Source organism: Geodermatophilus maliterrae, assembly GCF_041018925.1.
Classification (GTDB): Bacteria; Actinomycetota; Actinomycetes; order Mycobacteriales; family Geodermatophilaceae; genus Geodermatophilus; species Geodermatophilus maliterrae.
This window is the reverse complement of record NZ_JBFNXQ010000008.1, coordinates 67,034-78,863: the sequence shown is the minus strand read 5'-3', so window position 1 is coordinate 78,863 and position 11,830 is coordinate 67,034. Positions and strand designations below refer to the sequence as shown.

The following is an 11,830-nucleotide window of genomic DNA, read 5'->3' as shown; positions in this document are numbered from 1 at the left end:
CCGCAGATGGCAGCCCCGGAGTTCGTGACCCTGTCGGTGCAGGACGGGGTGGGCACCATCCGCCTCGACCGCCCGAAGATGAACGCGATCGACGAGCAGCTGCACCAGGAGGTGCGCGCGGCCGCGCTGGAGGCCGGCGAGCGGCCCGACGTGCGCGCCGTCGTCCTCTACGGCGGGGAGCGGGTGTTCGCCGCGGGCGCCGACATCAAGGCCATGTCCCAGCTCGACGGCCGCGGGATGGTCGCGTGGGGCCGGGAGCTGACCAGCAGCTTCACCGCCGTGGCGCACATCCCGAAGCCGGTCATCGCCGCGATCACCGGCTACGCCCTCGGCGGCGGCTACGAGCTGGCGCTGTGCGCGGACTTCCGGGTCATGGGCGCCGGCGCCAAGGTCGGTCAGCCGGAGATCCTGCTCGGCGTGATCCCCGGCGCCGGCGGCACCCAGCGGCTGGCCCGCCTGGTCGGCCCGGCCAAGGCCAAGGACCTCGTCTTCACCGGCCGGCACGTCGGTGCCGAGGAGGCGCTGGAGATCGGCCTGGCCGACGCCGTCGTCCCCGACGCCGAGGTGCACGACACCGCCGTCGCCATGGCCCGCAAGTTCGCCGCCGGCCCGCCGCTGGCCCTGGCGGCGGCGAAGACGGCCATCGACGAGGGGCTCGACCTCCCGCTGGGTCGGGGCCTGGAGCTGGAGAGCCGGCTGTTCGCCGAGCTGTTCGACACCGAGGACCAGGCCGTCGGGATGCGCTCGTTCCTCGAGCAGGGCCCCGGCAAGGCCACCTTCACCGGCCGGTAGCGCGACAGGTCGGCGGGGAGGGATGCGCGTGGTCGTCGACCCGAGGGCGCACGACCCCGTCGTGCGCCTCGCCGGGGTGACCTGCCGTCCCGGCCCGACCGACGCACTGGAGGACCTCGACCTCGCCGTCGGCCGCGGGGAGCTCGTCGCGCTCCTCGATCCGACCGGATCCAGCGCCCGCACCGTCCTGCGCGTCATCGCCGGGCTCGTCCGCCCGGACGCCGGCCAGGTGGTCCTCAGCGGCCGGGACGTGACGGAGCTGCCGGCGCGGGAACGCGCCGTCGGCCTGGTCCCACCGGTGGCCACGGTGCGTCCCGGCCGCACGGTGGCCGGTGCCGCCCTGCCGAACGGGACGGTGCGCCGTCGCGCCGACCGCGTCGAGGCCCGGCAGCGGGCGGGGGAGCTGCTGGAGCTCGTGGGACTGTTCGGCCGGGCCGGTGCCCGCGCCCACCGGCTCGGCGCCGCCGACCGGCAACGGCTGGCGCTGGTGCGTGCACTGGCCGGTGACCCCGACGTGCTGCTGCTCGACGAGCCGCTGTCCCGACTCGACGGCCGGGAGCAGCTGCGGTCACGTGAGGAGCTCCGCCGTCTCCAGGTGCGGCTGGGGGTGACCACGGTGCTGGCCACCTCGGACGCGCCGGAGGCGCTGGCCGCCGCTGACCGCGTCGCCGTGCTCCGTGCCGGCCGGCTCGAGCAGGTGGGCACGCCCGACGAGGTCTACACGCGCCCGGCGACGTCGTTCGTCGCGGGCTGTGTCGCGACGATGAACCGGCTGCCCGCCGTCCTGGGCGACGGCGACGTCGAGTTCCTGGGTGTCCGCCGGGAGGTGCTCGGGGCGGCGCCCCGCCCCGGGCCGGCCACGGCCCTGGTGCGGCCGGAAGCGCTCGAGGTGGCTGCCGACCCGCGAGGCGACGGCCGGGTCCTCACCCGGACGTTCTCCGGGGTCACGAGCCGATTGGCCATCGGGCTGCCCGGCGGCGTGGAGGTGCGAGCCGACGTCCCGAGCGCCACGAGCCAGGACCTGCTCCCCGGGACCGCGGTCACCGTGACGCCTGCGGAACAGCCCGTGCTGGTCGTGCTGAGGGAGGAGCCAGCGGACTGAGGGAGTGCGCGATCCCGGCTCCGGTCGCGACCGGAGCGGGACTCGGCGACTCCCGACGACAGGCCGTGCCCCGGTGTCCGCCGCCGCGTCCACCAGGATGGCCGGGTGGCCAGCACCGACCCGCCCGAGCCCACCGACGTCGACCGGTCCGACCCCGCCGGGCGGGCCTGGGTGGACCGCGCGGTGGCCGCCGTCGAGGCCGACGCGCGGCGCAGCGCCGACACCCACCTGCTCGTGTACCCGCTGCCGCCGGAGTGGGGCGTCGACCTCTACCTCAAGGACGAGTCGACCCACCCGACCGGCAGCCTCAAGCACCGACTGGCCCGCTCGCTGTTCCTGCACGCGCTGTGCTCGGGCTGGATCACCGAGGGCAGCACCGTGGTCGAGGCCTCGAGCGGGTCGACGGCGGTCAGCGAGGCCTACTTCGCGCGGATGCTCGGCCTGCCGTTCGTCGCGGTCATGCCGGCCTCGACCAGCCGGGAGAAGATCGCGCTGATCGAGCGGCACGGCGGGCGCTGCCACTTCGTGCAGCGGGCGCCGGACGTGTACGAGGAGGCCCGCCGGCTGGCCGCGGAGACCGGGGGGCACTACCTCGACCAGTTCACCCACGCCGAGCGGGCCACCGACTGGCGGGGCAACAACACCATCGCCGAGTCGGTGTTCGAGCAGCTCGCGCTCGAGCGCCACCCGGTCCCGGAGTGGGTCGTCGTGGGAGCGGGCACCGGCGGCACCAGCGCGACCTTCGGCCGCTACCTGCGCTACCGGCGGCACCCCACCCGGCTGGCCGTCGTCGACCCGGAGAACTCGGCGTTCTTCCCCGGCTGGGTGGAGCAGGAGCCGGCCTGGGCCACCGGCATGCCCTCGCGCATCGAGGGGATCGGCCGGCCGCGGGTGGAGCCCTCGTTCCTGCCCTCGGTGGTCGACCGGATGATCCGCGTGCCCGACGCCGCCTCCCTGGCCGCGACCCGCCACCTCGAGCGGGTCACCGGACGGCGGGCCGGCGGCTCGACCGGCACCAACCTGTGGGGCGCGTTCCGGCTGGTCGCCGAGATGCTGGCCGCCGGCCGCACCGGGAGCGTCGTCACGCTGCTCTGCGACGGCGGCGAGCGCTACGGGCACACCCTCTACTCCGACGCCTGGGTGGCCGGTCAGGGACTGGACCTCGCGCCGCACACGGCGGTCCTGGAGGAGTTCACCGCGACCGGTCGGTGGACGGCGTGACCGCCGTCACCCGGGCCCGGGCACGGCGCCCCGTTACCCCGCAGTAACCTCCACTATCGGAGCCAGGCGGGCCGCGGCCCGCGTCCCCCATGACCGATCGCGGAGGTAGGTCTGGCGATGAACATCGTCGTTCTGGTCAAGCAGGTCCCCGACTCCGGCACCCAGCGCTCGCTGGACCCGTCGGACAACACCGTCGCCCGCGCCACCGCGGACAACGTCATCAACGAGATCGACGAGTACGCGATCGAGGAGGCGCTGCAGGTCAAGCAGGCGCAGGGCGGTGAGGTGACGATCCTGACCGTCGGCCCGGCCAGCGCCACCGACGCCATCCGCAAGGCCCTGTCGATGGGCGCGGACAAGGCCGTGCACGTGACCGACGACGCCATCCACGGCTCGTGCGCGATCCAGACCTCGGCGATCCTGGCCGCGGCGCTGCAGCAGCTGGAGTACGACCTCGTCCTCATGGGTGCGACCTCGACCGACGGCCAGGTCGCCGTCATGCCGGCGCTGCTGAGCGAGCGACTGGGCATCCCGCAGCTGTCGGGTGCCCAGAAGCTCACCGTCGAGGGCTCGACGGTGAAGGTCGAGCGGCAGACCGACGGCGGTTTCTGGGCGCTGGAGGCCCCGCTGCCGGCGATCGTGTCCACCTGGGACACCATCAACGAGCCGCGCTACCCCTCGTTCAAGGGGATCATGGCCGCGAAGAAGAAGCCGGTGGAGACCAAGTCGCTGGCCGACCTGGGCATCGACCCCTCCACCGTGGGCCTGGCCACCGCCACCAGCGCGGTCGTCGACTCCGCCGGCCGCCCGCCCAAGGGCGAGGGCATCAAGGTCACCGACGAGGGCGACGGCGCGCAGAAGCTGGTCGGCTACCTGGCCGAGCAGAAGCTCGTCTGACCCGGCCCGGATCGCAGCGAAGAGGAGACTGAACAGCCATGGCAGAGGTCCTGGTCCTGGTCGAGCTGAACCCGGCCGACGGCACCGTCCGCAAGACCACGCTCGAGGCGCTCACCGCCGCCCGGGTCCTCGGTGAGGTCTCGGCGGTCGTCGCCGGCGGCCCCGGCGTCGCCGCCGGCGCCCGCGAGCGGCTCGCCGAGTACGGCGCGGGCAAGGTCTACGTCGCCGAGTCCCCGGAGATCGACGAGTACCTCGTCGCGCCCAAGGCCGAGGTGCTCGCGCAGCTGGTGGCCCAGGTCGCGCCGGCCGCCGTCGTCATCCCGTCCTCCCCGGAGGGCCGGGAGGTCGCCGCGCGGCTGGCGCTGAAGACCGGCAGCGGCTTCCTCACCGACGTCACCGAGATCGCCCCCGACGGCACCGCCACCCAGGTGGTCTTCGCCGGAGGGACGATCGTGCACTCCAAGGTGACGACCGGCACGCCGATCTACACGCTGCGCGGCAACTCCGTCACCCCCGAGCCGGCCCCCGCCGCCGGCGAGGAGGTCCCGGTGCAGGTCTCGATCTCCGAGCAGGCCAAGCAGACCCGCGTCGTGGACAAGGTCGTCGAGCAGAAGAGCAACCGGCCCGAGCTGACCGAGGCGGCGATCGTCGTCTCCGGTGGCCGCGGGGTGGCCAGCGCCGAGAACTTCTCGATCATCGAGGGCCTGGCCGACTCGCTCGGTGCCGCCGTCGGCGCCTCGCGCGCCGCCGTCGACTCCGGCTTCTACCCGCACAGCTTCCAGGTCGGGCAGACCGGCAAGACCGTCTCGCCGCAGCTCTACATCGCCGTCGGCATCTCCGGTGCCATCCAGCACCGCGCCGGCATGCAGACGTCCAAGACCATCGTGGCCGTCAACAAGGACCCCGAGGCCCCGATCTTCGAGCTGGCCGACTTCGGCGTCGTCGGGGACCTGTTCCAGATCGTCCCCGCCGCCACCGAGCAGATCGCCGCCCGCAAGTAGGGGAAGGACCCCCTCGCCCCCCACTGCTCGCAGGCTCGCAGCGGGACCCTGCGAGGGGCCGTTCCCGGGCGTCACCCGGCTCGGCGCGAGCCCCTGTGCGGCACGTCAGGCGCCGGTCCCCGTCCCCGGGGGCCGGCGCCTGTCGCGTTCCCGGCGGCCGGGCCTCAGTCCCGGGGCCCCTGCGCCTGGGGCGCCGGGGTCCGTGGCGCGGCCTCCCGCTCGCGTGGTGCGGGCACCGGGGCCGCGGCGGGCCGGTCGCCCGTCACGCGCCGGGTGACCCTGGCCTCCGCCGCGGACGTCGCCGGCGCCGGGACCGCGGCCGGCTCGGGTTCGGGGAGCAGCCAGTCGACGTCGACCTCCTCACCACCGACGTTCCCGGTGTCCCAGGCCCCGCCGACCACCAGCGTGTGCAGCGTGGGGCCGGCGAGCGGTTCGAGCTGAGCGCGCAGCGCCGCGTCGTCGGGCAGCCCGGACACGCGTGACTCCAGCCGGGCCCGGTTGCGCCGCAGCCGCTCCAGGAGGACTTCGGTGTCCGCGGCCCGGTCGAAGGCGCCCTGCTCGGCCTCCGCGATGCCCCGGGCGATCTGGCCCTTGATCGTCCGCGGCCGCCCGGTGGCGTCGATGGTCACCATCTGCCGCCAGGCGCGCGTCTTGTGCCGGTACTGCAGCATCGCCATCACCGCCTCGTGGCGGAGGAGGTCCGCGTCCCGCAGCGGCACCCCGCGCCAGACCGCGGCCAGGTTGCGGGCCAGCGAGATCGCCGAGGCCAGACCGCTGTTGAGGCCGCGGCCGGGCCAGAAGTGGATGGCGTTGCCCGCGTCGCCGAGCAGGAAGGCATGGGTCCCGGGTGTCGTGCGGGTCGGCGGGTAGAGCTGCGCGGTGAACCGCGGCCGCTGGACCATGTCCAGCCGGAAGCCGGTCACCGCGGTCAGCCGGTCGGCGGGGACGCCGAACAGCCGCAGCCCCTCCTGCACCCGCGCCCACAGCGCCGAGCCCTTGAGCAGCGCCGGGAGGAAGAACGTGTGGTGGGTCTCGCACATGAACTCGCCGTCCGGTTGCCGCTCCAGCACGCACGGCGCGGACTGGACGCAGGCGGTGAACATCTGTCGGACGGGGTTGATCCCCACGGCCTCCTGCGCCTCCTGGTCGGTCAGCCGCATGTTGAGGAAGCCCTCGCCGCGCAGCGAGTTGAGCAGGAAGCGGTTCTGCGAGACGGTCAGCAGCACGGCCGTGGGGTCGGGCAGCCGGGAGGCCACCCGCAGGCCGAGGACCACGTCCTGCACGTGCTCGCCGTCCACCGAGTACATCGAGGTGTCCGGCGTCCCGAACCGGTCGGCGAAGTGGTCGCGGGTGCGTGAGCGGCCGCCCTCGCAGATGGCCAGCACGTGCTGCTGCAGCAGGTCGTCGCGGGCCTCGGCGGCGTCGAACCGCTCCGGGACGAGCGTGATCCGGTCGGACCTCTCGTTCGCGAGCTCGAGCAGCTCGTCCTCGATGAACCGCACCGGGGTGTTGCGCGGCGCGGCGCCCTCGATCGAGTCCGGGCCGACGGGCCACATCTGCGACCAGTCCTCGCCGTCGGCGAACAGTCGCTCCTGCACGTGGGGCGGCAGCCGCAGGTACTGCCGGCTCTGCAGGGTGACCACCTGCTCGCGGCGGACGTTGCCCTTCTCGTAGGTCGTCCACTCCAGGTGGTCACCGACCCGCACCCAGCGGCGGTCGTGGACCCGGACCGCCACCCGCGGCCCCATCAGGTGGTCCAGCAGCAGGGCCAGGGTCAGGCCGACCGGCCCGCCGCCGGTGATCGTGACCCGCAGGACGTCCGGTGACCCGCCGTCGAGGTGGTCGACCGGGCCGGCGAGGGTGGCCGACTCCCAGGTCTCGAAGCGGAACACCTCGTCGCCGATCCGGATCTCGTCGCCCGGCTCGAGCACGTGGTCGCTGACCTGGACGCCGTTCACCCAGGTCCCGTTGTCGCTGTCGTGGTCGTGCAGGACGAAGCCCGCGTCCTCGCGGCGCACCTCGGCGTGCACCCGCGAGGAGAAGCGGCTGGTGAGGACGACGTCGTTGGTGTCGCCCCGGCCCAGCGTGACGGCGTTCCGGCCGAGGGGGAACCGCTGTCCCTCCAGCCGCCCCTGGACTCCGACGAGTGCGGTGATCATCGCTTCCGGCTCCCGCTCCGAGTGGCCCGTGACGCGGCGGTGCCCGGTCGTGACCGGGCACCACGCCGCGGGGGTGCCCGCCGAGCGGTCGTGTCCCCGTCGCCGGGACGACGCCCCGGCGCACGGCCTCTCCCGACCCCCGGCCGGCCGGTCGCCCACCGCGCCCGGCGCTCCGGATCCCCACTGGTCCGTCCTGTCACCGCGGTCCGGGGTCGTGTCCACGGTGGTGGGTGCCCGAGTGGGTGTCAACGGCCGCGGCCGCGGCCTCCCCGGCGCCCGCGCGACCGTGCGCGCCGGCCTCCGGCGGTCCCGACCGGCCGGCCGTCCCGCGCGACTACCCTGGCGTCGGTGACCGGGCGGTCATCCAGGGGAGATCGTCCGGGGCGCGGCCCGGTGAGCGTGGTGAGGAGAGCAGGTGACGTACCTCGACCACGCGGCCACCACGCCGGTGCTACCCGAGGTCCTGGCCGCCATGACCGAGCAGATGGGCCGGGTCGGCAACGCCTCCTCGCTGCACGCCGGCGGCCGCGCCGCGCGCCGGTCGGCCGAGCAGGCCCGCGAGCGGCTGGCCGAGGCGCTGGGCGCCCGGCCGTCGGAGGTCCTGTTCACCGGCGGCGGCACCGAGAGCGACAACCTCGCGGTCAAGGGCCTCTACTGGGCCCGGCGGGGGGCCGACTCGCGCCGGCGGCGGCTCGTCGTCAGCCCCGCCGAGCACCACGCCGTCCTCGACAGCGCCGAGTGGCTGGCCAAGCACGAGGGTGCGGAGGTGACCTGGCTGCGGCTGGAGACCACCGGCCGGATCGCCCCCGCGGCGCTGGCCGACGCGCTCGGTGACGGGTCCGACGTCGCGGTCGCCAGCGTCATGTGGGCCAACAACGAGATCGGCACGGTCAGCGACGTCGCGGCGCTGGCCGAGGTGGCCCACGCCGTCGGCGTGCCGCTGCACACCGACGCCGTGCAGGCCGTCGGTCAGGTGCCGGTGGACTTCACCGCCGGCGGCGTCGATGCGCTGACCATGACCGGGCACAAGCTCGGCGGTCCCATGGGCGCCGGCGCGCTGCTGCTGCGGCGCGACGCGGAGTGCACGCCGCTCCTGCACGGCGGCGGGCAGGAGCGCGACGTCCGCTCGGGCACGTTGGACGTGCCGGCCATCGTCGGCCTGGCGGTCGCGGCCGGTGCCGCCGTCGCCGGGCGCGGCGAGCGGGCCGTGCGGCTGGCCGCACTGCGCGACCGGCTCGTGGCCGGGGTGCTCGAGCAGGTGCCCGACGCGCAGCTCAACGGCCCCCCGCTGGACGACGTCGTCGCCGGTGGTCCCGGCCGGCTGCCGGGCAACGCCCACCTGTCCTTCCCCGGCGCCGAGGGCGACGCGCTGCTCATGCTGCTCGACGCCCGCGGCATCGAGTGCTCGACCGGCTCGGCCTGCAGCGCCGGGGTGGCCCGGCCCAGCCACGTGCTCACCGCCGTGGGCGCCGACACCGCCCGGGCGCGCAGCTCGCTGCGGTTCAGCCTGGGCTCGACGAGCACCGACGCCGACGTCGACGCGCTGCTGGCCGTGATCGGGCCGGTCGTGGAGCGGGCCCGCCGAGCGGGGCTGGGCCGCCGATGAGGCTGCTGGCCGCGATGAGCGGGGGAGTGGACTCGGCGGTCGCCGCGGCGCTCGCGGTCGACGCCGGGCACGACGTCACCGGCGTCCACCTGGCGCTCTCGCCCGACCGGCAGACCCTGCGCAGCGGCGCCCGCGGCTGCTGCAGCGTCGAGGACGCCCACGACGCCCGCCGGGTCGCCGACGAGCTGGGCATCCCGTTCTACGTCTGGGACCTCGCCGAGCGGTTCACCGAGGACGTCGTCGACGACTTCGTGGCCGAGTACGCGGCCGGCCGCACGCCCAACCCGTGCCTGCGCTGCAACGAGCGGATCAAGTTCACCGCGGTCCTCGACCGGGCGCTGGCGCTGGGCTTCGACGCCGTCGTCACCGGGCACCACGCGCGGCTGGCCGACGGGCAGCTGCGCCGGTCGGTCGACGCGGCCAAGGACCAGTCCTACGTGCTCGGCGTCCTCACCGCCGGTCAGCTGGCCGGGGCGCTGTTCCCCCTGGGGTCGATGACCAAGGAGCGGGTGCGCGCGATCGCCGCCGGGCGCGGGTTCGCGGTGGCCACCAAGCCCGACTCGCACGACATCTGCTTCATCCCCGACGGCGACACCCGCGGCTTCCTCACCCGCCGGCTGGGCGCGCGCCCGGGACCGGTGGTCGACGCCGCCACGGGCGCCACCGTGGGCACGCACGAGGGCACCCACGGCTTCACCGTCGGGCAGCGGCGCGGTCTGGGTCTCGCGGTGGGCGACCAGCGGCCGCGGTTCGTGCTCTCGATCGAGCCGGTCACCCGCACGGTGACGGTCGGGACGGCGGAGCTGACCGGGGTCGACGTCGTCCGCACCGGTCCGCCCACCTGGACCGGTGCGGCACCGGAGCTGCCGCTGCGCGCCGAGGTCCAGCTGCGTGCGCACGCGGCCGCCGTCGCCTCCGAGGTGACCGCCGGTGAGGACGGCGGGCTGGTGCTCGCGCTCGCCGGGACCCAGCGCGGGGTGGCGCCGGGGCAGTCGGCCGTCCTCTACGCGCCCGACGCGGTGCGCGGCGACCTGGTGCTCGGCCAGGCGCCGGTCGCCGTCGCCTGACCGTCCCGCAGCCGCTCCTCCTCCGTCCCCCGAGCGGCCTGGTGCGGGACCAGTCCGTCACCTAACGTGTGCGACGAGCCACTCCTCGAGCCCCGCCACGTCGCTCGGCTCACGACCCGCCGGCCCCGGCGGTCAGGTCCCGCACGTCCTCGGAGGACTCCGTGCGCAGAACGCGCCTCACCCTGGCCACCGCCGTCGCGGTGACCACCTCGGCCGGGCTGCTGGCCGTCCCGTCCGTGGCCTCGGCCGCGCCGAAGGACGTGACGGTCCAGCTGCTGGCCATGAACGACTTCCACGGGCGGATCACCCCGCAGACCGGTGCCGACGGGTCCCTGGCGACCTCGCCCGGTGCCGACGGCCAGTACGGCACGGCCGACGACGTCAGCGTCCCGGTCGGCGGTGCCGCGCACGTCGCTGCGACCGTCCAGCGCCTCGAGGCGGCGTTCGAGGACACGACCCAGGGCCCGTCCACCTCGTTCTTCGTGGGTGCCGGTGACCTGATCAGCGCCTCGCCGTTCGAGTCGAGCGTGTACGAGGACGAGCCGACCATCGAGGCGCTCAACGCCATGGGCCTGGACGTGTCCTCCGTGGGCAACCACGAGTTCGACCGGGGCACCGACGAGCTGCGGCGCATCTCAGCCGCGACCGACGGCACCTTCACCGACGACGTCACCGCCTGCGAGGGCGTCACCCCCGGCGTCGACGGCTGCTTCGGCGAGGGGGAGCACGAGTTCCACGGCGCCGAGTTCCCCTACCTGGCCGCGAACGTGCTGGACGCGCGGACCGGCGAGCCGATGCTCCCGCCGTACCAGGTCCTCGACGTGGCCGGCGGTCAGCAGGTGGCCCTCATCGGCGTGGTCACCGAGACGACCCCGACCATCGTCTCGCCCGACGGCGTCGCCGACGTGCGCTTCATCGACGAGGCAGACGCGGTGAACCGCTGGGTGCCCGAGCTGCAGGACCGGGGCATCGAGGCCATCGGGGTACTGGTCCACGAGGGCGGCACGGTCACCGACCCGGACGCCGCCCCGACCGCGGACAGCTGCACCGGTCTCACGGGGCCGATCGTCGACGTCAACGCCCGCACCTCCGCGGCGGTCGACCTGATCGTGAGCGCGCACACGCACAACGCCTACAACTGCCGGTTGACCGACCCCAGCGGCCAGCCGCGGCTGGTCACCCAGGCGGGCTTCTACGGCCGCCTGGTCACCGACATCCGGCTGTCGATCGACCGCACCACCGGCGACGTCGACCGCGGCGCCACCTACTCGGCGACCAACGTGCCGGTGACCCGGGAGGCCGCCGACCCGGAGGTCCAGTCGATCGTCGACTACTGGAACGGCCGGGCCGCCGAGACCCGCAACCAGGTGGTCGGCACGGCCGCCGCGACCATCGGCACCGCGGGGTCCGCCGGCCGCAACGCGGAGCAGCCCATCGTCAACCTGGTCGCCCAGGCCCAGCTCGAGGCGACGCAGCAGGACCAGTTCGGGAACCCGGTCGTCGCCTTCATGAACCCCGGCGGGGTGCGGACGGACATCGAGGCCGGTGAGGTGACCTACGGCGAGCTGTTCGCGGTGCAGCCCTTCGGCAACACCGTCAACGCGCTGACGCTGACCGGTGCGCAGATCGACGACGTGCTGGAGGAGCAGTTCCAGCTGGGCGGCGGCCCGCGCGACAGCCAGCTGATCCTCGGCACGTCCGAGGGCTTCGCCTACACCTACGACCTCGACCTGCCCTACGGCGAGCGGGTGGTCGACAGCTCGATCACGATCGGCGGCGTGGCCGTCGACCCGGCGGCCGGTTACCGCGTCGTGGCGAACTCGTTCCTCACCGCGGGCGGCGACTCGTTCACCACCTTCACCAGCGGGACGGACCTGACCGTCGGCCCGGTCGACGTCGACACCCTCGTCGCCTACTTCCAGGCCAACTCCCCGGTCAGCCCGCCGCCGGCGAACCACAGCACGCCCGTCTGACCGGCCGGGGAG

Annotated in this window: 9 protein-coding genes; 8 read left to right on the top strand and 1 reads right to left on the bottom strand. The window is 74.7% G+C overall.

Translation table 11 applies throughout. The features are described 5' to 3' along the window. Window positions 1-6: 6 nt before the first annotated feature. The 5 genes from ABQ292_RS04695 to ABQ292_RS04675 all read left to right on the top strand — a co-directional run bounded on the left by ABQ292_RS04695 (window position 7) and on the right by ABQ292_RS04675 (window position 5,013). Window positions 7-792 (top strand): enoyl-CoA hydratase/isomerase family protein, encoded by a 786-nt coding sequence (locus tag ABQ292_RS04695; protein ID WP_369203735.1) that lies wholly within the window; start codon window positions 7-9, stop codon window positions 790-792. A gap of 22 nt (window positions 793-814) precedes the next feature. Beyond that, entirely contained in the window at window positions 815-1,894 is a 1,080-nt protein-coding gene (locus ABQ292_RS04690; RefSeq protein WP_369203733.1) for an ABC transporter ATP-binding protein, read from the top strand. A 105-nt stretch (window positions 1,895-1,999) separates the two neighbouring features. Then, window positions 2,000-3,115: an L-cysteine desulfhydrase Cds1 gene (cds1, locus tag ABQ292_RS04685; RefSeq protein WP_369203731.1), complete on the top strand. Its 1,116-nt coding sequence runs from the start codon at window positions 2,000-2,002 to the stop codon at window positions 3,113-3,115. 117 nt (window positions 3,116-3,232) lie between these two features. Then, entirely contained in the window at window positions 3,233-4,012 is a 780-nt protein-coding gene (locus tag ABQ292_RS04680; protein ID WP_369203729.1) for an electron transfer flavoprotein subunit beta/FixA family protein, read from the top strand. Between the two features lie 38 nt (window positions 4,013-4,050). Continuing rightward, window positions 4,051-5,013 carry an electron transfer flavoprotein subunit alpha/FixB family protein gene (locus tag ABQ292_RS04675; protein WP_369203727.1) on the top strand — a complete coding sequence of 321 codons (963 nt, stop codon included), beginning with the start codon at window positions 4,051-4,053 and terminating at the stop codon, window positions 5,011-5,013. Window positions 5,014-5,177: 164 nt separating this feature from the next. Here ABQ292_RS04675 and ABQ292_RS04670 read toward each other — a convergent pair whose 3' ends face one another. Further along, complete coding sequence (locus ABQ292_RS04670; protein WP_369203725.1) at window positions 5,178-7,172, bottom strand: FHA domain-containing protein; 1,995 nt, start codon at window positions 7,170-7,172, stop codon at window positions 5,178-5,180. 415 nt (window positions 7,173-7,587) lie between these two features. Here ABQ292_RS04670 and ABQ292_RS04665 point away from each other — a divergent pair, with 415 nt between their 5' ends. The 3 genes from ABQ292_RS04665 to ABQ292_RS04655 all read left to right on the top strand — a co-directional run bounded on the left by ABQ292_RS04665 (window position 7,588) and on the right by ABQ292_RS04655 (window position 11,818). Next, on the top strand, window positions 7,588-8,778 hold the full coding sequence (locus ABQ292_RS04665; protein ID WP_369203723.1) for a cysteine desulfurase family protein: 1,191 nt from the start codon (window positions 7,588-7,590) through the stop codon (window positions 8,776-8,778). A 14-nt stretch (window positions 8,779-8,792) separates the two neighbouring features. Further along, the gene (mnmA, locus tag ABQ292_RS04660; RefSeq protein WP_369203721.1) at window positions 8,793-9,845 is read left to right on the top strand and encodes a tRNA 2-thiouridine(34) synthase MnmA; all 1,053 of its coding nucleotides are present in this window, start codon (window positions 8,793-8,795) and stop codon (window positions 9,843-9,845) included. Window positions 9,846-10,006: 161 nt separating this feature from the next. Further along, the gene (locus ABQ292_RS04655) at window positions 10,007-11,818 is read left to right on the top strand and encodes a bifunctional metallophosphatase/5'-nucleotidase (RefSeq protein ID WP_369203719.1); all 1,812 of its coding nucleotides are present in this window, start codon (window positions 10,007-10,009) and stop codon (window positions 11,816-11,818) included. The last annotated feature ends 12 nt before the right edge of the window (window positions 11,819-11,830 follow it).